Raw genomic sequence first — 26929 nt, 5'->3', positions numbered from 1 at the left:
ATGCAATTTCCCGAGTCCTGGTTGCGCGAATTCTGCGATCCGCAGCTCAGTAGCGCCGAACTGGCCGAAACGCTCACGATGGGCGGTTTCGAGGTCGAAGAGCGTCGGCCAGTCGCGCCGCCTTTCGCCAAGGTGGTGGTCGGCGAGATCAAGGAGGCCCAGCAGCACCCCAACGCCGATCGCCTGCGCGTGTGCCAGGTCGATGCGGGGCAGGGCGCCCTGCTGAACATTGTGTGCGGCGCGCCCAACGCGCGTGTCGGCATCAAGGTTCCGGTCGCGCTGGTCGGCGCCGAACTGCCGCCGGGCGAAGACGGCAAGCCATTCTTGATCAAGCTTGGCAAGCTTCGCGGCGTCGAAAGCCAGGGCATGCTGTGCTCGGCGCGGGAGCTCAAGCTCAGCGAGGACCACGGCGGCTTGCTCGAACTCGCGGCTGATGCGCCGATTGGCACCGACATTCGCGAGGTGCTCAAGCTCGACGATTCCTTGCTGACGCTCAAGCTCACGCCCAATCTGGCACATGGACTGAGCGTCTACGGCATCGCGCGCGAGCTGGCCGCGCTGACAGGCGCACCGCTCAAGACGCCTGCGAACAGGCCTGTGGAAGCCATCCTGAAAGACAAGCTGCCCGTCAAGGTTGAAGCGCCCGAGCTGTGCGGCCGCTTTTCGGGTCGCGTCGTGCGCGGTGTCGACACCAAGGTCGCGACACCTGCATGGATGGTCGATCGCCTCGCCCGTTGCGGGCAGCGCAGCGTGTCCCCGCTGGTCGACATCTCGAACTACGTGATGTTCGAATACGGACAGCCGTCGCACATCTTCGATCTCGACAAGATCCATGGCGGACTTGCGGTGCGCTGGGGCAGGCCGGGCGAGCAACTGAAGCTGCTCAACGGCAACACGGTCACGGTCGACGAGAAGGTCGGCGTGATCGCCGACGATCGCGAAGTCGAATCGCTCGCCGGCATCATGGGTGGCGACGCGACGGCGGTGTCCGACGACACGCGCAACATCTATGTCGAGGCCGCCTTCTGGTGGCCCGAGAGCATCCAGGGGCGTTCGCGCCGCTTCGATTTCTCGACCGACGCCGGGCACCGTTTCGAGCGTGGCGTCGACCCGAGCCGTACTGTGGCGATCATCGAGCGCATCACCCAGTTGGTCATCGACATCTGCGGCGGAGAGGCGGGGGCCATCGATGACCAGATGCTGCGACTGCCGGAAGCCAGGCCCGTCACCTTGCGCGTCGCACGCGCGGCGCGTGTGATCGGCATGCCGCTCACGCAGGACCAGTGTGCCGACGCGTTGCGCCGTCTTGCTCTGCCGGTCGTGGAGGGCGACGGGATGCTGATCGTGACGCCGCCGCCGCATCGCTTCGATCTGCTGATCGAAGAGGACCTCATCGAAGAGGTCGCAAGGCTCATTGGCTACAACAACCTGCCGACCACCCCGCCGCTGGCGCCGATCACCGCGCGCGTGCGGCCCGAGGCACAGCGCGGCAACGCTGCGGTGCGCCACCGCCTCGCTGCGTTGGGCTACCAGGAAACGATCAACTTCAGCTTCGTCGAAGCCCATTGGGAACAGGATCTTGCCGGCAACGCGAATCCGATCAAGCTGCTGAACCCGATCGCGAGCCAGATGAGCGTGATGCGTTCGTCGCTGATCGGCTCGCTGCTGCAGGTGCTTAAGTTCAACCTGGACCGCAAGGCGCCGCGCGCCCGCGTGTTCGAGCTCGGCCGTGTCTTTTTTCGCGACGACTCGGTCGTCACCACCGACAGCACGGTCAAGGGCATCCACCAGCCCATGCGCGTGGCCGGGCTGGCCTCGGGCGACGCGGACGAGGCACGCTGGGAAGGCAAGGCGCAGCGCACCGATTTCTTCGACATCAAGGGCGATGTCGAGGCGTTACTGGCGCCGCGCATGGCAACTTTCGAGCCCGTGGAGCACCCGGCATTGCATCCGGGGCGCGCCGCGCGCGTGCTGCTCGATGGTCGCGTTGTCGGTGTCGTTGGCGAACTTCATCCGCGCTGGCGCCAGAAGTGGGACTTCGCCCATGCGCCGGTGCTGTTCGAGCTCGAGGTTGATGCCGTCACCGCCCGGCCGGTGCCGGTTGCGCAGCCGGTTCCCAAGCATCAGGCGGTCGAACGCGACATTGCGGTGGTGGTTGGCGAAGCTGTCACGCACGACGCACTCATGCAGGCCATCCGGGCCGCTTCGGACGCGAGCTTGCTGCGCGAAATCGGGCTGTTCGACATCTACAGGCCGACAGTCGGCCGCGATGGGGCAGTGACGGCAGGTGGCCTCGCGCAAGGCGAAAAAAGCATGGCCGTGCGCCTCAGCTTCAACAGCGACGCCGCGACGCTGACCGACGAGCAGGTCGAAGCAGCCGTGCGCGCGATCGTCGAACAGCTTGGTACGCGGCTCGGCGCGCGTATGCGGGCATGAACGCCATGGAATTCACGCTCGAAGCCCTCGAAACGCCGGCGCTCACCAAGGCGCATCTGGCCGATTTGCTGTTCGAGCAGATCGGCCTGAACAAGCGCGAGTCCAAGGACATGGTCGAGGCCTTCTTCGACCTGATCGCCAACAGCCTGATCGAGGGCACGGATGTGAAGATCTCCGGCTTCGGCAACTTCCAGATCCGCGTCAAGGCCCCTCGTCCGGGGCGCAATCCCCGGACCGGCGAGGCCATCCCGATCGGCGAGCGCCGCGTGGCGACTTTCCACGCGAGCGCCAAGCTCAAGGAACAAATCCACGGAAGCATCGCGGAAGAGGCCCCGCAAGAGGTCGAATGGAGCCTTGGCTCCGAATAAGTGCTTGGTGCTGCAGGCGAGGGTGGAGTAACCTCTGAGGTTTCGCTTGCACTGTATTGATTTCAATGGAGAAAACCCTCCCGCCGATCCCTGTCAAACGCTACTTCACGATCGGTGAGGTCGGGGAGCTGTGCGGTGTCAAGCCGCACGTGTTGCGCTACTGGGAGCAGGAGTTCACGCAACTTCGCCCCATGAAGCGACGCGGCAACCGGCGCTACTACCAGCACCACGAGGTGCTCATGATCCGCCGCATCCGCGACCTGCTGTATGACCAGGGGTTCACCATCAGTGGCGCGCGCAACAAGCTGCAGGAGTTGGTTCAGTCCGAACGCGATCGCCGCAAGGCAGGCGATGTGCCGCTCGAAGGGCTGGAGGCCATCGAGATCGACCAGGAAGAGTTCGATGCCGCGCTTCAGGATGACATGGAAACACCGCCACAGCAGGCGGTCCGGGCCGTCGATCTGTCGCAATTGCTCCACCTCCGGCGCGAACTGAAAGAAATTCGTGAGCTGCTCACCACAACTCACTGAGTTCCCGCGGCTATAATCGAGGGCTTCGGTGTGTGGCGCAGCCTGGTAGCGCACTTGCATGGGGTGCAAGGGGTCGAAGGTTCGAATCCTTTCACACCGACCAAAATCATTAGATGGATCAACGGCTTACGCTCACAAGGCGTAGGCCGTTTTTCTTTGGGTTTGAGAAATCGGCGCCACGGTAGCCCCGCCGTCGGACTTCAAGAATGTCTTCGCGTGCCGATAAGAAGAGGCGTGAGCCTTCTCGTCACTGATTCGTGTAGCGCGTAGGTATTCGCAAGTCCCTCTAGTTCACTCTGCTTGCGTCGATGCCTATCATCGGCGTCGAACACCATGATGCGCAGCACGTCCCCATCCCTCGCCGGCGATTGCTGCCGCATCGTTTGAAGAGTCCGATATGCCGACTCTCCTCATGATGACCTCGACCGGCGAGACGCGGCAGGTCCTGCTGCAGCCCCACGACAACAAGATCGGCCGTGGCCCGACCAACGACGTCATCGTGGACTCGAGCCAGGCAAGCCGGGACCACGCGGTCATCGATGTCGAGCAGGCATTCGTGACGATCACGGATCTAGGCAGCCGCAACGGGACTTTCGTCAATGACGTCCGCATCGAGAGCCAGGTGCTGGTCCATGGTGATTCCATCCGCCTCGGCTCGTACGAGATGCGGTTCATTGCAACCGATCAGGAATTCACCCAGGTCGAAGCCTTGCGTATGCTGACCATGCACGGGCTGCTGGTGAATCTCGACCAGGGCAGGGCGTCTGCGGACGCACCCACGGCGCCGGACGTGCCGCGCAGCCAGCGCGGGCCGCTGTAAGCCTCGCGTTCATTGACACGCCCGCAAGGCAGGGCGAAACTGCAGTCATCCTTCCTCCAGCCCCCACGCGTTGAAAGCACGATCCCGCATCGGGTCGTGAACGCATTGGCTTTGCCGGATCGTCGCTGAAGCGACCTAGGGTCGACGAACGTTTTCTCTGTCACGCAATGGAGCTTTACGATGACCTCTCAAAGACAAGTCCTGATCGCCGCATGCGCGGCCCTCGTGCTCGGATCGAGTGCCGGAATGGCCGGCGCGGAGACACCGGCCCACAAGAGGGTGGAACTCGAAGACGCGCGAGGCGGTTCGACCGTGGTGTCGGTGGTTGGGGAGGTCACGGCGATCGATCTCGCCAATCGCATCGTCTCGATCAAGGGACCCAAGGGCAACATCGGTGAGATGAGGGTCGATCCGGCCGTCAAGAACCTGGAACAGGTCAAGGTCGGCGATCGCGTTCGACTCAGCTACAGGGTCGGCGTCGCACTCGCATTGATGAAGGGCGGGGACGGCATCCGCGAGAGGGTGGAGACCGACTCGGCCGCGGTCGCCGCACGTGGCGCGAAGCCGGGCGGCATGGTCATGAAGAGAACCACCATCGTCGCCAACGTCGAGAGCGTCGATGCCAAGCGAGGCGTTGCCACGCTCAGGGGGCCGAGCGGCAATTTCGTGGATGTGAAGGTACGCGATCCGAAGATCTTGCAGGACGTGAAGGCCGGGGATCAGGTCGTCGCGAACGTCACTGAAAGTGTGGCGCTGCGCGTCCAGCCTGCGCCGGCGAAATGACGGCTTGAGCCGCAGGCCTGCGCACGTGCTCGATCAGGGCATCCGCTGCGCGGCCGGGACCATCGATGTCGGCGTAGTGCTGTCGTGCGCGCGCCGCTGCGGTCGCGTACTCAGGGCGTGAGACGATTTCACGCACGGCTTGCGCAACCTTCGCTTCGTTCAGCCGCCGTGGACCGATGGCGATCGCCATGCCTTGACGTATCGCCAGGGCCACGTTGAGTTCCTGTTCCGGATGCAGTGGAAATCCGACGAAGGGTGTGCCGCTGACCATCGCCGTCTGGACGCTGCCCTGTCCGCCCATGATCAGCGCAACGGCCACGCGGGGCATCACGAGATGGCTCGGCAGGATGCCTTCCACCAGGACGTCCGAGCTCTCCAGATCGCGCAACTCGTGGATCGTTGCGCCGACGAGCGCCCGCAGGCCCGCATCCCGGACGCCCGCCACGACGCGGCGATAGAACGCCGGCGTGCTTGATGACAGCGCGACATAGGCAGTGGGCTGCGTGTCGTCGAGGAACGCCTCCACGCGCGCGGGAAGCGGCAGGTCGAGGCGCGCGTAGATCGGCCCGACGTAGCGCAAGCGCGTGGCAGGCCGATAGGCCCCGCTGCCATTGGGCCTCCAGCCGGTCATGTCCGCGTCGGAAATGCCGAGCACCTGCGGAACGTCAGTGACCAGGGTCAGGTCGCCGAGCATCAGCGCCGCGAGGCTGGGTACGGGTTCGACACCGTATTCGGCCGCCATCTCGTTCAGGAAAGCGACCGGCGCCCGCATGCGAGGAGGGCCGAGGTTGGCCATGAATTTCTGCATCGAACCAGGCAGCCAATCGAGCGGCGGAACGGCTGACTGCGACGGAACAGGCGCAAGACCGTGCTCGAACACGGGCGGCACGTACGAACCGCCGTGCGAAGCGGCCAGCGGAATGCCGACGATGCGTGAAGACAGGTAGGCCGTCAGCGTGAACCCGATCACGACCATCCCGGCCGCGTGCGCGCGCAGGAATTCGACCTCGCTGCGCACGCCGGCGCGGATCTCCTCGGCAGGCTGGAGCCGGGTGCCTGGTCTTCCGAGCGCGACGACGCCAGCGAGGTATTCCTCGCATCGCCGGTCGTCCATGACGGGTTCCAGCAAGGTGTAGGGCATGCCTGCGTCTTCGAGGACGCGTGCGTACGGGCCGCCGTGCGTGGCGATCACCACGGGCTCGCCACGCGCCATCAGCGCGCGGGCGATCGCCAGCATGCGCGATGTTTCGGAGAGAAAGCCGCAGTGGGGGAACAGGGCGATCATGGTGCCTCCGTCGCTCGGGCGGTCGTCGCTCGATCGCCTTAAAGGTAATATATTACTTATGGACTCGCGTCGTCAAATTCTCTGTCTTGGCCTGGAGGGCAAGAGGGGTGCTGCGCAGGCTGAACGGGTGATGCTTTTCCGTCTCCTCGTCGCCAACGGCATGGAACTGCGCACTCGCATGGATCGACAGCTTTCAGACAGCGGCCTCACGACCCAGCAGGCGATGTTGCTGCAGGTGCTGCAAGGGCAACCGGAAGAACCCACGCTCAAGCAACTGGCCACGACGCTGGCGATGAGCCACCAGAACCTCAAGCAGATTGCCAGCGCCCTGGAGCGCAAGGGCTTTCTTGAAATCGTCCCTGACGAGCGCGACGGTCGCGTGCGCCGGTTGCGCCTGACGCAGCAGCATCATCAGTTCTGGAAGCGCCGCAACCAGGACGATCATGCGGAGGTCGCGCAATGGACGGCCGCCTTGTCGCTGGCGGAAGTGCGTGTGCTCGTCCGGGGACTGGACAAGCTCCACCAGGCGTTGATGCGATCCCGCAGCGAGCCATAGGTGCAACGGGCCGCTACGATGGGCAGGCGATTTTCGGTCCTGTCCAACCCAAGGATGCTCTTATGGCTGACGCGAAGTTTGATTCCGATTCGCTTCCGGGCGTCGTTTCGACAGCCGCTTCAGATCTGTCGAGCTTGCGGCCCAGCCTCGTCGAGAACGCCCTGACGGAGGCGCTGCCTTTGCCCGACATCATGTTCGGCGGCGCGGTACTTGTGGCGGTGATCATGTTCCATGCCTTCTGGATCCGCATCATCACCAGTTCCTATCTCAAGCGATCGAAATCGCTGAAGTCGCGCGCTTCGTTGTGGCGTGCCGACCTGCTGTTCATCGTGACGATCATGATGCTGCTCGCGCTGCACCTGGCCGAGGTGGTGGTCTGGTCGGCGGCCCTGATGTTTGGAGACATCGTCGAGAACTGGTCGGCGGCCGCGTACTTCGCGGCCAACTGCTACACCGCGCTGGGTGAGCCGTTTTCGTTGCCTCGGGAATGGCGCATCGTGCCGCCGATCATCGGGATGTCGGGCATCTTCGCCTTCGCCTGGACGGCCAGCGTGCTCGTCAATTTCGTCTCTCGCTACAACGACCTGCGCGAGGTCATGATCGGACATCGAGAGGCCGCGCCCGAATCATGAAGCGCAGGCTCAGCCCGTCCTGCACTTGCATAGCGCCGCCGAGAATCGAGAAGGGCACGATGCCGAAGTCGGACTGCTTGAACTCCAGCGTTCCCGCAACGCTCATCTCGCCCTGCATGGTTTCCACTTGCGCCGGCACTTCGAAGCGACGGCTGACCCCATGCAGCGTGATGGCGACGTCGAGCCGAGAACCGGTCGGCGTCTTCTCCATCGTGCTGACGTGAATGAGCGCGAAAGGAAAGCGCTGCGCCTCGAGCACCTTGTCGAGCATGTTCGAACGCGTGCCGGCGATGTCCGATTCGGTGGGTTGCGTATCCAGCCTGCTTTCAGCGCGGAGCACCGGCTCGTCGACCGACAGCCCGGCCAAGGTGACGTACAGATCGGCGGTGCCGTCGTCCGGCGAGACATAGCCCCGGACGCCACGGCTCGCAACGACGTGATCGTGTCCCAGGTGCGCCAGCGATCCTCCGCGACGCACCAGGATGGAAACGAGGGATCGCTCGGGCTCCACGCGATAGACCGGCTTGCCCTGCGCCGCTGCCTCTTCGTAGCGCTTGCCGGGAAATCCCGCTGGCGCGCCTTGGGTCGCGGGCGTCGGCATCGGCGCTGTCGCCCGCATGGGCGGCGCGCATGCCGCGATCGACATCACGAGTGCTATGGCATAGCCAGATCGCAGCATTCACGAGGCCTTGCGCAGTCGCACGCGGAATTTCACCGCGACTTCGGGCCCGATCACATCCGTGGCAGTCCACTCGCCGGTGCCGATACCGAACGGCATCCGCTTGAGGGTGAACTCGCCCTGCATGGTCGCGCCGTCGGGCACTTCACTCCATCTGAATGGCACCTCTACCGACTGCTGCACCCCCTTCAAGGTGAGCACACCGCGGGCGACGTAGCTGCCGGCCTGCCCAGTGCTCGGCCGGATCTCGGTCGAGTGGAACTCCGCCTGCTGGTGGCGAGCAAAGTCGAACCATTCGGCGCCCGCAATGGCCTTGTTGATATCTGCACTGGCCATGTCTGCGCTCGCGACCCGGATCGTGACGTCCAGGCGTCCACCGGCAGGCTTCGCCGGGTCGAAGTCCAACCGCGTGTCGAACTCCTTGAAGACACCTGGAGCCGGTGTCTTCTCGAAGGTGGCGGCGAAATCGAGCCGGCTGTTCGCGGGATCCATCCTCCATTCGGCAGCGCCGGCGAACTGCGGCGCGGCACAGGCCAGCAGCGCAAACACACACGCGAGATTTTTCATGAGCCGGTTCTCCTTGCTCGCAGCATGCGGATCAGCACGCTATTGCGTTTGACAAAGTGATGTCGCAGCGCCGCACCGATGTGAAGCATCAGCAATCCGGCGAGAGCCACGCCAAGCGCGAAGTGCACCAGCGCCGCGATGTCTGCCGTGTGCTTGTCGGGTGCCATCAACGCCGGCAGCGGCACCTGCCAGAAAATGCGGAACGGAATCCCGGCCGCCGAATTGATGACCCAGCCAGTGAGCGGCATCGCGATCATCAGGACGTAGAGCAAGGCGTGGCTCCATCGCGCCGCGATGCGCTCCCAAGCTGGCGTGTCTGGCGGAAGCGCAGGCGTCGGCTTTGTCAGCCGGTTCAGCAGTCGGATGAGAACAAGAGCGAGGATCAGGATGCCGACGGACTTGTGCCAGACGAAGAGATTGATCTTTGTCGGCGACAGCCGCCAGCCGACCGCCAGCCAGCCTAGCGCGAACTGGGTGAATATCAGCGTCGCGACTACCCAATGAAGGAATCTGATCGACGCACTCCACGCGGCATCGGATTCCGCTCCGCCGGGTGGGGTGGGTGTCAGATTGGGTCGCATCGCGCCAAGTGTCGCAGCTTGGCAGCGCCATTCAACTACCTCGGCACGCTGCCTGCGCAGCGGAAGCAGGACCGCAGGCCCGCCCGTCAGGTGCAGGCGAGTTCGGCGAGCGGTATGGCTTGGCTGAAATCGCCGATAGCCAGCGTGACAGCGCTGCGAGGCGACGCACTGTAACGTTCCAGCGCCTTCGGCTCAATCACATCGAAATGGGCTTCGCACGCGTCGAGCAGGCTGATTTCGTCGTTGCTCGCGCCGAAGAGGGTGCGCAGTGCATCGTCGGCGATGTGGGCCATGATGCGAGGTCCGTCGAAGCCGTCGGGATAGATCGCGAACCGCACAGTCTCCGTCTCGAGACAATGGATCGCTTCGCAGTTCATGGTGAGCTCCTTTTTTCTTGGCTCATGGATTTCACGCTTTCGCGATCGCTTTGGTGCGGGTCATACTCGCAATGCGCAGACAGAAGACGCCTACAGAAAGTCATCTACGCATGAGTGACCCCTTCGATCTGCAACGGTTCGTGGACGCCCAGGCTGGCGTGATCGACAGCGCCCTGGCGGAGTTGCGCGCGGGCAGGAAGCGCAGCCATTGGATGTGGTTCGTCTTCCCTCAACTGCAGGGACTGGGGCGCAGTGAGATGGCGCGGCGCTACGCCATCGATTCGCTCGACGAGGCGCACGCCTACCTCGCGCATCAGGTGTTGGGGCAGAGGTTGCGCGAGTGCAGCGAACAGGTCCTTGCGGTGGACGGTCGCACGGTGCACGAGATCTTCGGCGCGCCGGACGATCAGAAATTCTGGTCGTCCATGACGCTGTTCGCGGTGGCGGACCCGACGGCGGCGATCTTTCGGTCGTGCCTGGACAAGTATTTCGCAGGCCGGTCCGATCCGCTGACCTTGTCCTTGATCGGCTAGTTCAACTGTCCGTTGAGATAGGGTTCCGGGTCGACGGGAACGCCTTGCTTGCGGATCTCGAAATGCAGCTTGACGCGTTCGGCGTCGCTGTTGCCCATTTCGGCAATCTTCTGGCCCTGCCGCACCACGTCCTTTTCTTTCACGAGGATGGTTTGCGCATGCGCGTAGGCGGTCAGGAAGGTGTCGTTGTGCTTGACGATGACCATGTTGCCGTAACCGCGCAGTTCGCCACCGACATAGACGACGCGACCGTCGGCCGACGCGACGATCGGGTCGCCCAGGTTGCCGGCGATGTCCAGACCTTTGTTTCGGCTGCCGTCGAAGGTCGAGAGCGTGCGGCCGTTCGCAGGGCGAATGAAGGTCGCTTGCGGTTTCGGTGCGGGGGGTGTCGCCGGCGGCGGCGTGAGCTGCCCCGCGGGCGGCAAGGGATAGAAAGGCTGAGTCGGCCCTTGTGCTTGCTGACGCGGCGGGGTGGTGCAGGCGGCGAGGACGACAGCGGCAAATACCGTGACACCGGCGCGTAGAAGGAAGTTCTGGTCTTGCATGGGTCTTTTTGAAACGAATTCGGCAAAAAGGGTTCCCGCGGTCTCGCAACCGGGCCGTATTTTTAGCACGGCGCCGTGCGTACAGGCGTCATCATCTTCTGCAGCGACGGCTGGCGCGCGAGCACCGCGCTGCGGGCGCCGGCGTCCACGATCTTGCCGGCTTCCATCAGCACGACGGTATCGAATCGATCGAGCAGGCTCAGCCGATGAATCGAAGCAATCACGCAGGCGTCCGGAAATGCCGCGCCGATGCGTTCGAGCACACGCCCCTCGGTGGCGGCATCCAGCGCGCTCGTGGGTTCGTCGAGCAGGAGCAGCGAACTGCCCTGGGCGGCGAGCACGCCGCGCGCCAGGCACAGCCGCTGTCGCTGTCCGCCCGAGAGGTTGAACCCGCGCTCGGACAGCGGCGTGTCCAGTTCCCCATGCGTTGCCTTCAGCACTTCGTCGAAAGTGCTGACGTGCATGGCGGCGCGGAGCTGCTCGTCCTCGAAGGGCTGGCCGAAACTGAGGTTCTCGCGGACGCTCGCTTCGAAGACTTCGGTTTCCTGGGGTATCAGTGTTGCGATTGCGCGCAGCCGTGACCAGGGTTGCGCCTGGCCATCGATGGCCACTGTGCCGCCATGTGGCGCATAGAGGCCTGCCAGCACACGCAACAAAGTGCTCTTGCCCCCGCCGCTGGGGCCGACCAATGCGATGCGCTCGCCCCGTCGCAGCGTGAGCGACACCTCGTGCAAGCCACTGCGTGCGGTCACGCCGGGAGGCTGTGTGCCGCGGGGGTCGTATTTCCACACCAGGCCTTCGACCTGGGCGGTGCTCCAGCGGGCATCGCGATCGATGTGCTCGTCCTCAAGGTTGGCCGCGCGCGCCGGTGCCTGCCAGATTGGCGCCGCGCTGCCGTAGTCCGTGTGCATGCGCGCGAAGAACTGAAAGTTGGCCGCCATCGACGACACCACGCTCGCGGCCTGCTGGGCGTACTGGTAGATCATGAAGACGGAGCCCAGCAGCACCGCCTGCCCTGGCGCACGCGATTGCCAGACGTAGACCACGACCAGTCCCCAGGTCAGCACCAGCCCCATCAGGTCGACGGCGAACCATTTGCCCTCGTTCAGCACGACGGTGCGCTTGAGCGGCTCCGAGATCGCTTCCATGCGCCGCCCCAGCAGCCCTCTCGAGGCGCGCGACAGACGCAGGCCGATCACCGTCGAGGCATTGCCCAGGAAGTCGAGCAGCGCCGCGACATAGCGCCGGTCGGCATCGTTTTCGGCGCGCGCGAGGCGCATCAGCGCGCGATCGAAGCGCACGATGATGATCGCGATCACGACATAGCCGATGATGGCTATTGCACCGCTGGCACGTGACAGGAGCGTCAATGCCACCAGGGGCCCGATGAAGTTGACGATGTTCGTCAGATAGATGAACTGGTTCTGCGCGAAGTCCGACAGCGCGCGGCTCGCTTGATGCACCCGGTGCTGCAGCTCGCCGGAGTGGTGGCCGTCGTGCCAGACCAGCGGCGCGGCCGCGATGCGGGCATAGAGCGCATCGGCCAGCCTCTCGCGGACGCGCAGACCCACGTTGCGCTCGAGGATGCGGCCCGGCCCGTGAATCACCCAGGAAAAGACGTAGATGCCCGCAAGTGCCGCGATCCATTTTCCGGAGCTCTCGACGTCGCTGGTCTGCAGTGCATTGATGGCTTGCGCCGCGAGCCACGGCATGGTGAGGCGCAAGAGCTGCGACCCGGTCAGCAGCGCGGTCGCGGAGAGCATTTGCGGCCGTGCGCCCTCGGCGTAGTGCCAGAGCGCCACGTAGAGCTCACGGACCGCGTTGCCGGGTGTGCTGCTGCTCATACCTGGCCGCCTGCTCTATTTCTGCGGAATCGGCGTCGCGCGATCGATGGGAACCGCTGTCACGCTGTTCTTGGGAGAGCCGTCGATGAGGAGGTCGGAGTAGGTCAGATAGACCAGCGTATTGCGCTTCGCGTCGACCATGCGCACGACGCGCAGCCGCTTGAAGAGGATCGAGAGGCGTTCGCTGTAGACCTCCTCGCGCTTCGGCAAGGGCTGCGTCACGCTGACCGGTCCGACCTGCCGGCAGGCGATCGAGGCCTCGGCCTTGTCCTCGGCCAGGCCGAGCGCGCCCGAGACGCCGCCCGTCTTCGCGCGCGAGACATAGCAGGTGACGCCGTTGACCTTGGGATCGTCATAGGCCTCGACCACGATCTTGTGGTCGGGTCCGATGAACTTGAAGGCCGTGTCCACTTCGCCGACCGGTTCGGCGCGCGCGAGCGCCGCGGTTGCCCCGAAGACGAGGAGCGCCGGGAGCAACGGAAAGGGGCGGAGGCACTTCATGCAATATCCACCGTGTGAACGCGGTCGAAGCTGCCACGACGACGGTCCTCGAAATAGCGCTGCAACGCTTCCTTGACCGTGCGGAACGCGATCTCTTCCCAGGGAATCTCCCCCTCGGTGAAGAGCCGGGCCTCGATGGTTTCATGGCCCGGATCGAACTTGTCGCTGAGCAGTCGCGCCCGATAGAACAGGTGCACCTGCCCCACGCGCACCACGCTCATCACTGCGAAGAGGCCCTCCATTTCGTACTCGGCGCCGGCTTCTTCGTCGGTCTCGCGCGCCGCGCCTTGCTCGGTCGTCTCGTTGAGTTCCATGAAGCCGGCCGGCAAGGTCCACTTGCCCCAGCGGGGCTCGATGTTTCTCTTGCACAGCAGCACGCGATCCCCGAGCACGGGAATGGTGCCGACCACGTTCAGCGGATTCTCGTAGTGGATCGTGTTGCAGGCCGGGCAGACTGCGCGTTCCTTGGTGTCGCCATCATCCGGAAGGCGATAGACGACCGCGGTGCCGCAGTTCTTGCAATGCTTGATCGGGACGCGCAAAAACATGAGGTGTTCAGATGACCTTGACGGTGAGCGTCGGCAGGCCGGTGATCTCGCCGACCAGCGTGTCGCCGGCCACCACCGCGGCGACGCCCTCGGGGGTGCCGGTGAAGATCAGGTCGCCCGGCTGCAATTCCCAAGCCGCCGACAGGTGCTCGATCGTCTCGCCGATGTTCCAGATCAGCTTGCTCACGTTACTGCGCTGGCGGTCTGTGCCTCCAACCTGCACGGAGATCTCGGCCTTCTCGACATCGCCGGCCTGCGCCACCGGGACGATCGGGCCGATCGGCGCACTTTGCTCGAAGCTCTTGCCGATATCCCAGGGGCGGCCTTGCTTCTTCATGTCGTTCTGCAGGTCGCGGCGCGTCATGTCCAGACCGACGGCGTAGCCGTAGATGTGCTTGTGCGCGTCGGCAGCCAGGATGTTCTTGCCGCCCGTTCCGATGGCCGCCACGAGTTCGATCTCGTGATGCAGGTTCTTGGTGAGGGTCGGGTAGGCCATGGTGCCTGTCGTGCCGGCATCCACCACCACCACGGCATCGGCCGGCTTCATGAAGAAGAAGGGCGGCTCGCGGCCGGTGAAGCCCATTTCCTTGGCGTGTTCCTCGTAGTTCCGGCCCACGCAATAGATGCGGTGCACCGGAAAACGCGTGGTTTGGCCGACCACGGGAATCGACACGACAGGGTGGGGGGTGAAAACGTACTCGGAAGCCATGGGAAAACCGTCCTTTTCAGCGAAAACGGCAGTGTGCCAGAGGGCAGGGCCGGACGCCCCGGGGAATGGCCTCAGCCGCCGTGCGAGGCTATGCTTGCCGGATGATGAAGCTGCACAACTATTTCCGATCCTCCGCCTCCTTCCGCGTGCGCATCGCGCTCAATCTCAAGGGGCTCGACTACGAATACGTCCCCGTGCACATCGCGCGCGGCGACCACAAGACCGGCCCGTTCGCCGCCATTTCGCCCGACAAGCTGGTGCCCCTGCTGGAGGACGATGGCGAGCGCCTCACGCAGTCGATGGCGATCATCGAGTACCTCGACGAGCTCTACCCCGAGCCGGCTCTCTTGCCGCACGACCCGGTGGGCCGCGCGCACGTGCGCGCGCTGTCGGAATCCATTGCCTGCGAGATCCATCCGTTGAACAACCTTCGCGTGCTCAAGTACCTGGTGCGCGAACTCAAGCTCGACGACGACGCCAAGAACACCTGGTACCGCCACTGGGTGCGCGAAGGCATGCTGTCCTTCGAGCGCCAGCTCGCGCAATACCCCGAGGGCACCTACTGCTATGGCGACACGCCGACCATGGCCGACTGCTGCCTGGTCCCGCAGGTCTTCAACGGCCAGCGCTTCGATTGCGACTTCAGCGGCCTGCCGCGCACCATGGCGGCGTTCGAGGCCTGCATGCAGCTCGACGCCTTCCAGCGGGCGCAGCCCTCGCGCTGTCCTGACGCCGAAGCGTGATCAACCCGGACTGGCTCCTCCCCGACTGGCCGACGCCGCCCGGCGTCCACGCGCTGTGCACCACGCGAGCGGGTGGGGTGTCGGCCCGCAACTACCAGGGCCTGAACCTTGGTGACCACGTCGGCGACGAGCCTGACCATGTTCGCGCCAATCGGTCCCTGCTGCGCGAGGCTATTGGCGTTCGCCCGGTCTTTCTCAAGCAGGTGCATGGCACGCTGGTGGCGCCGCTGGACCCGTCGAGCGCCGACGGCGCCGCGGCAGACGCCTGCACGTCTGTCGAAAGTGGCGTCGCCTGTACGATCATGGTTGCCGACTGCCTGCCCGTGCTGTTCACCAATGAAACGGGCAGCCGCGTCGCTGCCGCGCATGCCGGATGGCGAGGGCTTGTCTCGGGCGTTCTGGAGCGGACGCTCGAATCCTTCGACGCCGAGGGCGGCGCCCGCCGAACCTTGGCCTGGCTCGGCCCCTGCATCGGACCGGACGCCTTCGAAGTCGGCGACGAAGTTCGGGCCGCGTTCGAGGCCTCTGCGCCGGAGGCTCGCGACTGTTTCAAACCCGCCGGCTCACCGGGCAAGTGGATGGCCGATTTGCCGGGCCTGGCACGCCAGCGCCTGCGCGCGGCGGGATTGATGCGGCTTCACGGCAACGACAGCAGCGAAGCGTGGTGCACCGTGCACAACCCGTTACGTTTTTTCTCGCACCGGCGCGACCGGGTCAGCGGGCGCTTTGCCGCCTGCATCTGGCGCGACTGAATGCACGGCGGCGGCTCGAATGGCGGCGTCGCGTTCGGCTGCCTCGCGCTCCTTGATGGCGCGGCGACGGGCCGGTGTTGCCATCAGGTAAACCACCAGTGCCACCGGCGCCAAGCCGTAGAGTAGAAAGGTGAAGACCGCACCCAGCACCGTGCCGTTGGTGTTGGTGGCCTCTGCGACCGCCATCATCAGGGCAACATAAAGCCAGGCAATCACGACGAGGTGCATAGACGATGTTTTCAGGAAGGTATCGGGAGCCGCGCTGGTGGGGCTTCCGTGAATGCAGCATACTCAAATCCCGTATTGACGAGGCGAGGCACCAGGAGACACCATGAAACAAGAACACGCCACGGCGGCCGATACCTTCGCGCCGTTCCAGGAGGCGCTCACGCAGGGATGGAGCAAGGCGCTCGAATCATTCCAGTCGCTGGGCAAGGGCAACAGACACGACAAGTCCTGGGAAATGCCCAAGTTCTCGCTCTCCACCGAGAAATTGCAGGAGCTGCAGCAGCAGTACCTCAGCGAGGCCACCGAACTCTGGCGCCAGGACGTGGCCCACAGGGCGATCGGCGACAAGCGCTTCGCTGGCGACGCCTGGAGCAACAACCCCGTATCGTCCTTCGCGGCGGCCGTCTATCTGCTCAATGCCCGCACGCTGCTGGGCATGGCGGAGGCGGTCGAGGCCGACGAGAAGACACGCTCCCGCCTTCGCTTTGCCGTCGAGCAGTGGATGGCGGCGTCTTCGCCCAGCAATTACCTGGCCTTCAATGCCGAAGCCCAGAAGAAGGCGCTCGAGACACAGGGCGAAAGCATCGCCAAGGGCATCCAGAACCTGCTTCACGATGTGCAGCAAGGCCACCTGAGCATGACCGACGAGAGCGCCTTCGAGGTGGGACGCAACGTCGGGACTACCGAAGGCGCCGTGGTCTTCGAGAACGATCTCTTCCAACTGCTCGAATACAAGCCGCTCACCGCCAAGGTCTACGAGCGTCCGCTGCTGCTGGTGCCGCCGTGCATCAACAAGTTCTACATCCTCGACCTGCAACCCGAGAACTCGCTGATCCGGTACGCGGTGGAGCAGGGGCACCGCGTCTTCGTGGTGAGTTGGCGCAATCCGGATTCGTCCATGGCCCAGTACACCTGGGACCAGTACATCGAGGATGCAGCGATCAAGGCGATCCACGTCACGCAGGAAATCTCCGGCCAGAACACGAAGGGCGGCAAGATCGACACGCTCGGCTTCTGCGTCGGCGGCACCATCCTGACCACTGCTCTGGCCGTTCTGGCGGCACGAGGCGAGCAACCCGCTTCTTCGGTGACCCTGCTGACCACCTTGCTCGACTTCACCGACACCGGCGTGCTCGACATCTTCATCGACGAAGCCTTCGTGCAGTTCCGCGAGATGCAGATGGGCAAGGGCGGCTTGCTGAAGGGCGGCGAACTCGCGTCGACCTTCAGCTTCCTGCGCCCCAATGATCTTGTCTGGAACTACGTGGTCGGCAACTACCTGAAGGGCGAGACGCCGCCGCCCTTCGACCTGCTGTACTGGAACAGCGACGCGACGAACCTGCCCGGTCCGATGTACTGCTGGTATCTGCGCAACACGTACCATGAAAACAAGCTCGCCGAGCCCGGCGCGCTGACGGTCGCCGGCGAACAGGTAGACCTCCGCAAGATCGAGGCACCGGTCTATATCTACGGCTCGCGCGAAGACCACATCGTGCCCATCGGCGGCGCCTACGCATCGACGCAACTCCTGACCGGCAAGAAGCGCTTCGTGATGGGCGCATCCGGCCACATCGCCGGTGTGATCAATCCGCCCGTCAAGAAAAAGCGCAGCCACTGGATTCGCGACGACGGCAAGCTGCCGAAGACGCAGGAGGAGTGGCTTGACGGGGCGACCGAGCACCCGGGAAGCTGGTGGACCGACTGGTCCAATTGGCTCAAGATGCACGCAGGCAAGCAGATTGCTGCGCCCAAGACCTACGGCAAAGGCAGCGCCTACAAGGCGAGCGAGCCCGCGCCGGGACGTTTCGTCAAGGCGCGAGCCTGACCCTTTTTCCCTGTCATTTCAATCCACGCATCGGAGAGCACACCATGGAAGACATCGTCATCGTTTCAGCCGCACGCACCGCCGTGGGCAAGTTCGGCGGATCACTGGCCAATATCCCGGCAACCGAGTTGGGCGCCATCGTGATCAAGGAGGTGCTCGAGCGCGCCAAGGTCGGCAACGACCAGATCGGCGAAGTCATCATGGGCCAGGTGCTGACCGCGGGCAGCGGACAGAACCCGGCACGGCAGGCACTGCTGAAGAGCGGCATCGTCAACTCGACTCCGGCGCTCACGATCAATGCCGTGTGCGGCTCGGGCCTGAAGGCCGTCATGCTGGCCGCGCAGGCCGTGGCAACGGGCGACAGCGAGATCGTGGTTGCCGGCGGCCAGGAGAGCATGAGCCTCGCGCCGCACGTGCTGCCGAACTCGCGCAACGGCCAGCGCATGGGCGACTGGAAGCTGATCGACTCGATGATCGTCGACGGCCTGTGGGACGTCTACAACCAATACCACATGGGCATCACCGCCGAGAATGTGGCGAAGAAGTACGACATCAGCCGTGCTTCTCAGGATGAACTGGCGCTGGGCAGCCAGACCAAGGCCGCTGCTGCGCAAGACGCCGGCAAGTTCAAGGACGAGATCGTCGCGGTCAACATTCCGCAGAAGAAGGGCGATCCGGTCGTCTTCGACAAGGACGAGTTCATCAATCGCAAGACCAACGCCGAAGGCCTGGCCGGCTTGCGTCCGGCCTTCGACAAGGCCGGTGGCGTGACGGCGGGCAATGCCTCGGGCCTGAACGACGGTGCCGCCGCCGTGCTGGTGATGACCGCCAAGAAAGCGGCTGCCCTGGGGCTCAAGCCGCTCGGCCGCATCGCCAGCTACGCGAGCACCGGCCTCGACCCGGCCTTCATGGGCATGGGCCCGGTGCCGGCTTCGCAGAAGGCTCTGCAGCGCGCGGGCTGGAAGCCGCAGGATCTCGACGTTCTCGAAATCAATGAAGCCTTTGCCGCACAGGCCTGTGCCGTGAATCGCGAGATGGGCTGGGACGTGAACAAGGTCAATGTGAACGGCGGCGCCATCGCGATCGGCCATCCGATCGGCGCGTCCGGCTGCCGGATCCTGGTGACGCTGCTGCACGAGATGCAGCGGCAGAACGCCAAGAAGGGCATTGCCTCGCTGTGCATCGGCGGCGGTATGGGCGTGGCGCTGACGATCGAACGTTGAGCGCAATTGCTGTCACGCGAAAGCCGCGTCCCCGGACGCGGCTTTTTAGTTTCCGGATCGAACTTGAAACCCTGATGGAGACGCGATGAACGACAACGACCTCACCCTGTTCCAGCAAATCCGCGACGAACTCTTCGTGGCGGCCGTCGGCGACGTACTCGACACGATGGGCTACCAGCACCAGTTTCTTCCGCCGGGCATCGCGCCCCTGGAGAAGTCGATGCGCATCGTCGGCCGCGCCATGCCGGTGCTCGAAGCCGACGTGATCAACGACGGCAATCGATCGGCCGGCCCGTTGTCGGGCAAGCCGTTCGGGTTGATGCTGGAGGCGCTGGACGACCTGAAGCCCGGCGAAATCTACATCGCCACCGGCGCCTCGCTGCGCTATGCACTCTGGGGTGGCCTGATGTCGACGCGGGCCCGACATCTCAAGGCGGCTGGCGCGATCCTGGACGGCTACGTGCGCGACGCCGACGAGATCGAGCGCCTCGCATTCAATGTCTTCTGCCGCGGCACCTACGCGCAGGATCAGGGTGTTCGCGGGCAGGTGATCGACTATCGCTGCACGATCGAGATCGAGGGCGTCCGCATCGCGCCGGGCGATCTGCTTTTCGGCGATCGGGAGGGCGTGCTCGTGATCCCGCGAGCGGTCGAGGCCGAGGCGGTGGCGAAGGCATTGGACAAGGTGCGCACCGAGAACAAGGTGGCCGACGCGATCCGTGGCGGCATGAGCGCCTGCCAGGCGCTGGAGACCTTCGGCGTGATGTAGTTCCTGCGGCTTAGGGAAATCAGAAGGCCACCTTCTGTAAACGCTGATTGCGCCTCCGCTGGCCTGCGGCGACCATGAGCGTTCCCTATCGGCCAACAAGGAGACATCTTGAGAATGAAATCGACATGGAAGGCGATCGCCTGGGCATCCCTGGGCGCAAGCCTCCTGGGCATGCAGGCCAACGCCACCGCGCAGGGCGCATGGCCCGAGAAGCCCGTCACGCTGGTGGTGCCTTATTCGGCAGGTGGTCCCACGGACGTGGTGGCGCGCATGCTGGCGATCCCCATGGGCAAGTCACTCGGGCAGACCGTGATCGTCGAGAACACGGTGGGCGCTGGCGGCACGATTGCGCCGGCACGAGTCGCCAAGGCGCCGCCCAACGGCTACACCATCCTGATCCACCACATGGGCATGGCGACCGCGCCGGCGCTCTACAAGAAGCTGTCGTACGACCCGCTCAAGGACTTCGAATACGTCGGACAGGTGCTGGACGTGCCGATGACCCTGCTGTCGCGAAAGGACTTTCCGGCCAGCACCTTCCCGGAGCTGCTCAGCTACGTGAAGGCCAACAAGGACAAGGTGTCGCTCGCCAACGCCGGCGTGGGTGCGGTTTCGCAGCTCTGCGGCCTGTTGTTCATGAGCCAGATCGGCGTCGATCTCACGACCGTGCCCTACAAGGGCGCGGGCCCGGCGCTCAACGACCTCATGGGTGGTCAGGTCGACCTGCTATGCGACCAGACCACGCAGACCGCGCCGGTCATCAAGGAAGGCAACCGCGTCAAGGTCTTCGGCGTGACCACGCCGAAGCGCCTGTCGAGCATGCCGAACACTCCGACGCTCGACGAGCAGGGGCTCAAGGGCTTCGACGTGCGGGTGTGGCATGGGGTCTATGCGCCGAAGGGCACCCCGGCTGCGGTGATCGAGAAGATCAATGTGGCGTTGCGTGCGGCGCTGCAGGACGATGTGGTCAAGCAGCGTCTGGCTGATCTGAGTTCCGAGATCGTGCCCATGGACAAGGTCACGCCCGAAGCGCTGCGCACTCATCTGACGTCCGAGATTGCCAAGTGGGGCAAGGTGATCCGCGCGGCCGGCATCCAAGGCGAGTAAGGGCTCGCCCCCAGGCTTGCTCACCTTGTGCAGCCGCCACCCCCTGCCGGGGAAACACCCGCGGCCCGGCAAAGCCGGTTTCGTGGTGTTTCCGGAAGGGCGGTGGCGATCAATCGCCGAGTTCGACAAGCACGGGTTGGTGGTCGGACGCACGGGTTTGCGGGTCGACTTCGACCTTTCGCACCCTCGGCGCCAGGGCATTGCTCACGAAAACGAAGTCGCAGGCGATCGGGTCGGGGCCGTACTTGCGGTCGAAGAGGCGGAAGGTGGGGTCGTGGGGGCGGTCGGGATGGGCGAGGGGCCAGGCGTCCTGCAGGCGCTTGTCGGGAGTGCCTCCGACGGGGAGCGCCGGGTCGGTAAAGGGCTGCTGGATTTCGTCGAAGGCCGGGTCGGACGTCGCCATGTTGAAGTCGCCGCAGAGGATGGCCTGGGGCGTGTGCAGCTTGGGTTGGAAGGGCGATCCGCGGAGTTCGGGGACCGGGGGCGTCGCGGCTTGCTCGCACGCCTCGACGTGCAGGGCGCGCACAGCCCGGGCCTGGGCCAGGCGCTGGGTGGACGAGTAGTACTCCAGGTGCGTGGTCATCACGCGCAGCGAGCCCAACTCGGGGCTTGTCAGCGTGACGACGGTGCACATGCGCGGCATGCTGCTTACGCTCGGGTCGGCGGGCCAGGGCAGCAGGTGATGCTGGACGCGCGACACGGGAAGCCGCGTGGCGATCAGGTTGCCGAAGCGTTGGCGGCGACCGTCGGCGTCGAATTCATCCACGGCTGCGCCGAAGAAGAGCTGGAATCCGGGCAACAGCGCTTGCAGTTCGGCCGGCTGGTCGCCCGGACGTCCCGGCATCGCGTCGAATCCGGCAGCGATCTCCTGCAGGCACAACACGTCGAAATCGGCCATGGCGCGGGCGCCCTCGACGATGCGTTCGGCGCTGACGACTCCGTCGAGGCCGCAGCACCATTGGGTGTTCCAGGTCACGAGTTTCATTTGATGCCGGCCCTCATGAAGCTCTGCACGAACTGACGCTGAAAGAGAAGGAACGCGATCAGCAGCGGCGCCGAGGTCATCAGGGTCGCGGCGGTGATCACCGACCAGTCGACGCCCTGGTCGACCGACGAGAACACCTGCAGCCCGACCGTCAGCGGCCGCGCGTTGACGCTGTTGGTGATGATCAGCGGCCAGAGGAAATTGTTCCAGTGAAAGCTGACCGACACCAGCGCGAAGGCAGTGTAGACGGGCTTCGCGAGCGGCACGTAGACGCGCCACAGCGTCTGCATGGCGCTCGCGCCTTCGACGCGGGCGGCCTCGTCAAGCTCCCTGGGGATGCCCATGAAGGTCTGTCGCAGCAGGAAGATCGCGAAGGCAGAAGCGAAGTAGGGCAGTCCGATCGCGACCAGGGTGTCGACCAGGCCGAGCCGGGCCATGGTCTTGTAGTTCTCGACCAGCAGGATGTCCGGCATGATCATGAGCTGTACCAGCACGAGGGCGAAGGCGATGCCGCGGCCCTTGAATTCATAGCGCGCAAAGGCGTAGGCCGCAAGCGTACCAAGCACGAGTTGCACGACGAGGACCATCCCGACGAGCAGGGTGGTGTTGAGGAAGTAGCGCGCGAAGGGCGCGGCCTCCCAGGCGCGCTTGAAGTTGTCCAGCGTCAGCGGCGCGGCCAGCGCGAAGCGCGTCGAATACTCGGCCGGATGAAACGCCGTCCAGACCGCATAGGCCAGCGGCAGGATCCACAGCAGCGCCAGCGCCCATGCGGCCAACATATCGAGCCAGGTGGGATCGTTGAAGGCCAGCCGTTGTGCTGGAACGGCAGCGTTCATTTGTAGTGCACTTTCTTGTCGAGCACGAAGAACTGGAAGAGCGCGATGCCAGCGAGGACGACCACCAGCACCACCGTGATCGCCGATGCATAGGCCGTGTCCCAGAAGCTGAATCCGACCTCGTAGAGGTGGTAGAGCAGCAGGATCGAAGCGTTGTCGGGCCCGCCGCGCGTCAGCACGAACAGGTGGTCGACCATGCGGAAGGCATTGATGAAGGCGTTGACCAGCACGAAGAGCGTGGTCGGCATCAGCAGCGGCCACTGCACGCGCCGGAAGAAGTACCACCGGGATGCACCCTCGATCGCCGCGGCCTCGCGCAGGCTTGGATTGAGCGTCTGCAGCGCGGCCAGGTAGAAGATCATGAAGAAGCCGGCTTCCTTCCATATGGCGACGAGCGTGATGGCGCCCAGCGCGGTGGAAGGGCTGCCCAGCCAGTTGTGCGAAGGCAGGCCGAGCGCGCCGGTGATCTGCTCGAGCAGCCCGTATTGAGGCGTGTAGAAGAAGAGCCAGATGTTCGCCACCGCGATCATCGGCAGCACCGTCGGCGTGAAGTAGGCCATGCGCAGGAAAGCTCGCCCCGCGATGCGCTCGTTGACCCACAGCGCCATGACGAGCGCCAGCGCGATCGACAGTGGAATGGTCGCGCCAGCGAACCAGAGGTTGTTGCGCACGGCCTTCCAGAACACCGGGTCGCTGGTCATCACCGCGTAGTTCTCGAGTCCGACCCACACGCCTGGGCGCTTGCCCTTGGGCGTGGAGAAGAAGCTGTCGACCAGCGTCGAGACCGCGGGCCAGTGCGTGAACGCGACCAGCAGCGCCAGCGCAGGCAGCAGCATCAGCCACGCGTGCACCGCGTTGCGCGACGCGGTGCTCCCTGCGGCAATGCCGTGACTGCGCATGGTCTGGCCGGTCCCTACTTGAACGTGCGCAGGATGCGGTCCGCCTCGCGTTGCGCGTCCTGCATGGCTTGCGCGGGCGTCTTGCTGCCGGTCAGCGCGGCCTGAAGGCCGTCGTTCAGCGCCTTGGTCACGCGCTGGTTGTCGTGCGTGGAAAACTCGGCGACCGACACCGGCAACTGGTCGCGCGCGACGAGCGCGGCGGGAAAGTCGCGACCGTACTTCCGCAGCGTGTCGGTCTCGTAGGCGGCCGGCGAGACGGCCACGTAGCCGGTGTCCATGCTCCACTGCGCGGCGCGCTCGGGCTGGGTGACCCACTTGGCGAACTTGAAGGCGGCTTCCTGCTGGGCCGGCGTCGACTTCTTGAAGATGTAGAAGTTGCCGCCGCCGGTCGGCGAGCCCTTGCGCTTGTTGCCGGGGATCATGCCGACGCCAAAGTCGAACTTCGCGTTCGCCTTGATGTTGGTCAGGTTGCCGGTGGTGGTGTAGATGATCGCGGCCTTTTTCTCGAAGAAGTCCTTGGGCGTGGTGCCCCACTCGACCACGCCCGGCGGGTGGATGCCGGCCTTGCCGAGGTCGACCCAGTATTGCAGCGCCTCGATCACCTTCGGATCGTCGAACCGGACGGCGGTGCCGGCCTCGTTCGCGAGGATGGTGTCATTGGGCGTGGTCAGCGTCTGGAACAACCAGTAGGGGAAGCCGCTCGACGGAATCTGCACGCCCCACTGCGTGACCTTGCCACTCGCATCCTTCCTGGTCAGCTTGGTGGCGGCGTCCTTGAGTTCGGCCCAGGTCGTCGGCGGCTTGTTGGGATCGAGACCGGCTTCCTTGAACAACTCCTTGTTCCAGTACATGACGACGGTCGAGCGCTGGAACGGAATTCCCCAGGTCTTGCCGCCGGTCTGGCTGTTCATCATGAAGGCCTTGTAGAAACCGTTCAGCCAGGCCTTGTCCTCGGCTGTCTTCACGAAGTCGTCGAAGGGAACGATCGCGTCTTCGTCGATCAGCGTGAACATGTCGGTCGACAGCAGCACGGAGGTGACCGGCGGCGTCCCCGACTTGTGCGCGGTCAGCGCCTTGACGATGGTTTCCTGGTAGGTGCCCGCATAGATCGGGGTGACCTTGACGTTGGGGTTCTCTTTCATGAAACCGGCTGCGAATCCGTCGATGGTCTTCGCGATCGGGCCGCCGACTGCCACCGGGTAATAGAACTGCAGTTCCACCGGCGTCTGTGCGTGCAGCACTGTCGCGGCGCCGGCGAAGAGGCCGCCGGCGGCCATCAGTTGGACGGCGAGCGTCCGGATGAAAGTCTTGCGTTGCATGGTCTTTTTTTTCCTTTGGGGTGAAGAATCAATCGATCCGTTGTCCGCCGGCGTCGAAGCCGTGCGAGTCCTCGGGCGCCCAGCGCAGGCCGACGCGGTCGCCCGGCTCGGCGCGGTGCTGGCCGGCAGTGCGCACCAGCAGCGTCTGCGATCCGATGCCGCAGCGCAGCACCAGGTCGGCGCCGAGGTATTCCACGCTCTGCACGGTCGCGGGGATGCCTTGCGGATCGAGCGCGATCGCCTCGGGTCGCACGCCGAGCATGGCGGCTTGCACGCCGGTCGCGATGTCGCTGGCGGCGATGCGCCCGTGGTCGTCGAGTGCGACAAGGTTCATCGGCGGCGTGCCGATGAAGCGTCCCGCGAAAGTGGTGGCGGGCCGCGCATAGAGATCGCGCGGCATGCCGGCCTGTTCGACCCGCCCCTGGTTCAGCAGGATGACCTGGTCTGCCATGCTCATCGCCTCGGCCTGGTCGTGCGTGACGTAGACCACGGTGAGCCCGAGTTGGCGCTGGAGATCGCGCAATTCACGCCGCATGTCCTGCCGCAATTGCGCGTCCAGGTTGGACAGTGGTTCATCCATGAGACAAACCTTGGCTTGCGCGACCAAGGCGCGGCCGAGAGCGACTCTTTGCTGCTGGCCGCCGGAGAGCTGCGACGGCTTGCGGTCCAGCAGTGCCCCCAGTCCCAGCAGGGCTGCGGCATCGCTCAGCCGCTTGGCCGATTCGGCCGCTGGCGTCTTGCGCACGGACAGGCCGAAGGTGATGTTGTCGGCCACGCTCAAGTGCGGAAAGAGCGCGTAGTTCTGGAACACCATGGCAATGCCGCGCTGGGCAGGCGGCAAGGTCGTCACGTCGCGCCCGTCGATCAGCACTTTTCCGCTGCTTGCGGTCTCCAGACCTGCAACGATGCGCAACGTCGTCGACTTGCCGCAACCGGAAGGGCCGAGTAAAACGCAGAAGGATCCAGGTTCGATGCGGAGGTTGACCGCGTGCAAGGCAGTACTTTCGCCCCAGGACTTGGCGATATCGATCAACGCAATGGAGGACATCAATCCAGTATATGGAGCGCTTGTGACACCCGGTTGCAAAGAAGGGTCAGTGTTTTCCTGATCGGGTGTTGGTGAGAAACTTCGCTACAGTGAACAGCGCCTGTTAGGGCTTGCACACACCAAGGAACACATATGAGCAAGAAAGTCGCATACGTCACCGGGGGCATGGGGGGCATCGGAACGGCCATTTGCCAACGCCTTCACAAGGACGGGTTCACCGTCATCGCTGGTTGCGGCCCCACGCGGGATCACGCCAAATGGCTGGCGGAACAGAAAGCGGAAGGCTTCGAGTTCCACGCGTCGGTCGGCAATGTGGGCGACTGGGAATCCACCGTCGAGGCTTTCACCAAGGCCAAGGCGGAGCACGGCAGCATCGACGTGCTGGTCAACAACGCGGGCATCACACGGGACCGCATGTTCCTCAAGATGACGCCGGAGGACTGGAGCTCGGTGATCGAAACCAACCTCAACAGCATGTTCAACGTCACCAAGCAGGTGGTGGGCGACATGGTGGAAAAGGGCTGGGGCCGCATCATCAACATCAGTTCGGTCAATGGCGCCAAGGGACAGGCCGGCCAAACCAACTACTCGGCCGCCAAGGCCGGGATGCACGGCTTCACCATGGCGCTGGCGCAGGAACTCGCCAACAAGGGCGTGACGGTGAACACCGTGAGCCCGGGCTACATCGGCACCGACATGGTCAAGGCGATCCGCCAGGAAGTGCTCGACAAGATCGTCGCCACCATTCCCGTCAAGCGCCTGGGCGAACCGAGCGAGATCGCATCGATCATCGCGTGGCTCGCGACCGATGAAGGCGGCTACTCCACGGGGGCCGACTTCTCGGTCAACGGCGGGCTGCACATGCACTGAGGGCCCGCTGCGCAGCACCACAGAAAAGACC

The 26929-nt window shown here is 64.6% G+C and carries 31 protein-coding genes and 1 tRNA gene; 16 read left to right on the top strand and 16 right to left on the bottom strand.

Annotated elements, in window-relative coordinates:
• From pheT to QTH97_RS12750, 6 genes are all read left to right on the top strand, one after another.
• The gene (gene pheT / locus QTH97_RS12775) at positions 1–2436 is read left to right on the top strand and encodes a phenylalanine--tRNA ligase subunit beta (protein ID WP_286568522.1); all 2436 of its coding nucleotides are present in this window, start codon (positions 1–3) and stop codon (positions 2434–2436) included.
• Positions 2433–2804 (top strand): integration host factor subunit alpha, encoded by a 372-nt coding sequence (locus QTH97_RS12770; protein WP_286568521.1) that lies wholly within the window; start codon positions 2433–2435, stop codon positions 2802–2804. The genes pheT and QTH97_RS12770 overlap by 4 nt, the downstream gene beginning before the upstream one ends.
• A gap of 65 nt (positions 2805–2869) precedes the next feature.
• Positions 2870–3334 carry a MerR family transcriptional regulator gene (locus tag QTH97_RS12765; protein ID WP_286568520.1) on the top strand — a complete coding sequence of 155 codons (465 nt, stop codon included), beginning with the start codon at positions 2870–2872 and terminating at the stop codon, positions 3332–3334.
• Positions 3335–3360: 26 nt separating this feature from the next.
• Positions 3361–3437: transfer RNA gene (locus QTH97_RS12760), tRNA-Pro, on the top strand.
• A 294-nt stretch (positions 3438–3731) separates the two neighbouring features.
• Positions 3732–4154 carry an FHA domain-containing protein gene (locus tag QTH97_RS12755; RefSeq protein WP_286568519.1) on the top strand — a complete coding sequence of 141 codons (423 nt, stop codon included), beginning with the start codon at positions 3732–3734 and terminating at the stop codon, positions 4152–4154.
• Positions 4155–4334: 180 nt separating this feature from the next.
• Positions 4335–4937: a hypothetical protein gene (locus tag QTH97_RS12750; RefSeq protein ID WP_286568518.1), complete on the top strand. Its 603-nt coding sequence runs from the start codon at positions 4335–4337 to the stop codon at positions 4935–4937.
• Here the strand turns inward: QTH97_RS12750 and QTH97_RS12745 are convergent.
• Positions 4891–6222, bottom strand: coding sequence for a glycosyltransferase (locus tag QTH97_RS12745; protein ID WP_286568517.1), 1332 nt, complete (start codon positions 6220–6222; stop codon positions 4891–4893). The two genes, QTH97_RS12750 and QTH97_RS12745, sit on opposite strands and share 47 nt — an antisense overlap.
• Between QTH97_RS12745 and QTH97_RS12740 the strand changes: the two genes are divergently transcribed.
• The gene (locus QTH97_RS12740) at positions 6221–6778 is read left to right on the top strand and encodes a MarR family winged helix-turn-helix transcriptional regulator (protein ID WP_286568516.1); all 558 of its coding nucleotides are present in this window, start codon (positions 6221–6223) and stop codon (positions 6776–6778) included. The two genes, QTH97_RS12745 and QTH97_RS12740, sit on opposite strands and share 2 nt — an antisense overlap.
• Positions 6682–7410, top strand: coding sequence for a hypothetical protein (locus tag QTH97_RS12735; protein WP_286568515.1), 729 nt, complete (start codon positions 6682–6684; stop codon positions 7408–7410). The genes QTH97_RS12740 and QTH97_RS12735 overlap by 97 nt, the downstream gene beginning before the upstream one ends.
• Here the strand turns inward: QTH97_RS12735 and QTH97_RS12730 are convergent.
• From QTH97_RS12730 to QTH97_RS12715, 4 genes are all read right to left on the bottom strand, one after another.
• Positions 7373–8089: a YceI family protein gene (locus tag QTH97_RS12730; protein WP_286568514.1), complete on the bottom strand. Its 717-nt coding sequence runs from the start codon at positions 8087–8089 to the stop codon at positions 7373–7375. The two genes, QTH97_RS12735 and QTH97_RS12730, sit on opposite strands and share 38 nt — an antisense overlap.
• Complete coding sequence (locus tag QTH97_RS12725; RefSeq protein WP_286568513.1) at positions 8090–8656, bottom strand: YceI family protein; 567 nt, start codon at positions 8654–8656, stop codon at positions 8090–8092. It lies immediately after the preceding gene.
• The gene (locus QTH97_RS12720) at positions 8653–9237 is read right to left on the bottom strand and encodes a cytochrome b (protein ID WP_286568511.1); all 585 of its coding nucleotides are present in this window, start codon (positions 9235–9237) and stop codon (positions 8653–8655) included. Before QTH97_RS12720 ends, QTH97_RS12725 begins: the two co-directional genes overlap by 4 nt.
• Before the next feature lie 86 nt (positions 9238–9323).
• Positions 9324–9614 (bottom strand): hypothetical protein, encoded by a 291-nt coding sequence (locus QTH97_RS12715; protein ID WP_286568510.1) that lies wholly within the window; start codon positions 9612–9614, stop codon positions 9324–9326.
• A 110-nt stretch (positions 9615–9724) separates the two neighbouring features.
• On the opposite strand from QTH97_RS12715, the gene QTH97_RS12710 reads away from it, so the two are divergent.
• Positions 9725–10147 (top strand): DUF1810 domain-containing protein, encoded by a 423-nt coding sequence (locus QTH97_RS12710; RefSeq protein ID WP_286568509.1) that lies wholly within the window; start codon positions 9725–9727, stop codon positions 10145–10147.
• Here QTH97_RS12710 and QTH97_RS12705 read toward each other — a convergent pair.
• The 5 genes from QTH97_RS12705 to QTH97_RS12685 all read right to left on the bottom strand — a co-directional run bounded on the left by QTH97_RS12705 (position 10144) and on the right by QTH97_RS12685 (position 14294).
• Positions 10144–10692, bottom strand: coding sequence for a murein hydrolase activator EnvC family protein (locus QTH97_RS12705; RefSeq protein WP_444813428.1), 549 nt, complete (start codon positions 10690–10692; stop codon positions 10144–10146). The genes QTH97_RS12710 and QTH97_RS12705 overlap by 4 nt on opposite strands.
• Positions 10693–10754: 62 nt before the next feature.
• On the bottom strand, positions 10755–12536 hold the full coding sequence (locus tag QTH97_RS12700; protein WP_286568508.1) for an ABC transporter ATP-binding protein: 1782 nt from the start codon (positions 12534–12536) through the stop codon (positions 10755–10757).
• Between the two features lie 15 nt (positions 12537–12551).
• Positions 12552–13037, bottom strand: a complete 486-nt coding sequence (locus tag QTH97_RS12695; protein ID WP_286568507.1) for a CreA family protein — start codon at positions 13035–13037, stop codon at positions 12552–12554.
• The gene (locus QTH97_RS12690) at positions 13034–13585 is read right to left on the bottom strand and encodes an NUDIX hydrolase (protein WP_286568505.1); all 552 of its coding nucleotides are present in this window, start codon (positions 13583–13585) and stop codon (positions 13034–13036) included. Before QTH97_RS12690 ends, QTH97_RS12695 begins: the two co-directional genes overlap by 4 nt.
• Before the next feature lie 7 nt (positions 13586–13592).
• The gene (locus QTH97_RS12685) at positions 13593–14294 is read right to left on the bottom strand and encodes a fumarylacetoacetate hydrolase family protein (protein ID WP_286568504.1); all 702 of its coding nucleotides are present in this window, start codon (positions 14292–14294) and stop codon (positions 13593–13595) included.
• A gap of 104 nt (positions 14295–14398) precedes the next feature.
• On the opposite strand from QTH97_RS12685, the gene maiA reads away from it, so the two are divergent.
• Together maiA and pgeF are read left to right on the top strand one after the other, a co-directional pair.
• On the top strand, positions 14399–15037 hold the full coding sequence (gene maiA, locus QTH97_RS12680) for a maleylacetoacetate isomerase (RefSeq protein WP_286568725.1): 639 nt from the start codon (positions 14399–14401) through the stop codon (positions 15035–15037).
• Positions 15037–15789 (top strand): peptidoglycan editing factor PgeF, encoded by a 753-nt coding sequence (gene pgeF, locus QTH97_RS12675; protein WP_286568724.1) that lies wholly within the window; start codon positions 15037–15039, stop codon positions 15787–15789. The genes maiA and pgeF overlap by 1 nt, the downstream gene beginning before the upstream one ends.
• On the opposite strand, the gene QTH97_RS12670 is transcribed toward pgeF, so the two are convergent.
• Entirely contained in the window at positions 15721–16017 is a 297-nt protein-coding gene (locus tag QTH97_RS12670; RefSeq protein WP_286568502.1) for a hypothetical protein, read from the bottom strand. The genes pgeF and QTH97_RS12670 overlap by 69 nt on opposite strands.
• A 103-nt stretch (positions 16018–16120) precedes the next feature.
• Here QTH97_RS12670 and phaC point away from each other — a divergent pair, with 103 nt between their 5' ends.
• The 4 genes from phaC to QTH97_RS12650 all read left to right on the top strand — a co-directional run bounded on the left by phaC (position 16121) and on the right by QTH97_RS12650 (position 20941).
• Complete coding sequence (gene phaC, locus QTH97_RS12665; protein ID WP_286568501.1) at positions 16121–17842, top strand: class I poly(R)-hydroxyalkanoic acid synthase; 1722 nt, start codon at positions 16121–16123, stop codon at positions 17840–17842.
• Between the two features lie 44 nt (positions 17843–17886).
• Positions 17887–19065: an acetyl-CoA C-acetyltransferase gene (locus tag QTH97_RS12660; protein WP_286568500.1), complete on the top strand. Its 1179-nt coding sequence runs from the start codon at positions 17887–17889 to the stop codon at positions 19063–19065.
• An 85-nt stretch (positions 19066–19150) separates the two neighbouring features.
• Positions 19151–19834 carry an RraA family protein gene (locus QTH97_RS12655; protein WP_286568499.1) on the top strand — a complete coding sequence of 228 codons (684 nt, stop codon included), beginning with the start codon at positions 19151–19153 and terminating at the stop codon, positions 19832–19834.
• Positions 19835–19948: 114 nt separating this feature from the next.
• Positions 19949–20941 (top strand): tripartite tricarboxylate transporter substrate-binding protein, encoded by a 993-nt coding sequence (locus QTH97_RS12650; protein ID WP_444813427.1) that lies wholly within the window; start codon positions 19949–19951, stop codon positions 20939–20941.
• Between the two features lie 109 nt (positions 20942–21050).
• Here QTH97_RS12650 and QTH97_RS12645 read toward each other — a convergent pair whose 3' ends face one another.
• From QTH97_RS12645 to QTH97_RS12625, 5 genes are read right to left on the bottom strand one after another with little or no spacing between them, the layout of a single operon-like run.
• Positions 21051–21926, bottom strand: a complete 876-nt coding sequence (locus QTH97_RS12645; RefSeq protein WP_286568498.1) for an endonuclease/exonuclease/phosphatase family protein — start codon at positions 21924–21926, stop codon at positions 21051–21053.
• Positions 21923–22762 (bottom strand): carbohydrate ABC transporter permease, encoded by an 840-nt coding sequence (locus QTH97_RS12640; protein ID WP_286568497.1) that lies wholly within the window; start codon positions 22760–22762, stop codon positions 21923–21925. The genes QTH97_RS12645 and QTH97_RS12640 overlap by 4 nt, the downstream gene beginning before the upstream one ends.
• Complete coding sequence (locus QTH97_RS12635; protein WP_286568496.1) at positions 22759–23661, bottom strand: carbohydrate ABC transporter permease; 903 nt, start codon at positions 23659–23661, stop codon at positions 22759–22761. Before QTH97_RS12635 ends, QTH97_RS12640 begins: the two co-directional genes overlap by 4 nt.
• 14 nt (positions 23662–23675) lie before the next feature.
• Positions 23676–24980, bottom strand: coding sequence for an ABC transporter substrate-binding protein (locus tag QTH97_RS12630; protein WP_286568495.1), 1305 nt, complete (start codon positions 24978–24980; stop codon positions 23676–23678).
• 28 nt (positions 24981–25008) lie between these two features.
• Positions 25009–26028 carry an ABC transporter ATP-binding protein gene (locus tag QTH97_RS12625; RefSeq protein WP_286568494.1) on the bottom strand — a complete coding sequence of 340 codons (1020 nt, stop codon included), beginning with the start codon at positions 26026–26028 and terminating at the stop codon, positions 25009–25011.
• A gap of 132 nt (positions 26029–26160) precedes the next feature.
• Here QTH97_RS12625 and phbB point away from each other — a divergent pair, with 132 nt between their 5' ends.
• Positions 26161–26898, top strand: coding sequence for an acetoacetyl-CoA reductase (phbB, locus tag QTH97_RS12620; RefSeq protein ID WP_286568493.1), 738 nt, complete (start codon positions 26161–26163; stop codon positions 26896–26898).
• Positions 26899–26929 lie beyond the last annotated feature (31 nt).

It is taken from the genome of Variovorax gracilis, assembly GCF_030317115.1.
In the GTDB taxonomy this organism is placed as follows: domain Bacteria; phylum Pseudomonadota; class Gammaproteobacteria; order Burkholderiales; family Burkholderiaceae_C; genus Variovorax; species Variovorax gracilis.
This window is presented reverse-complemented; position numbering and strand designations above follow the sequence as displayed.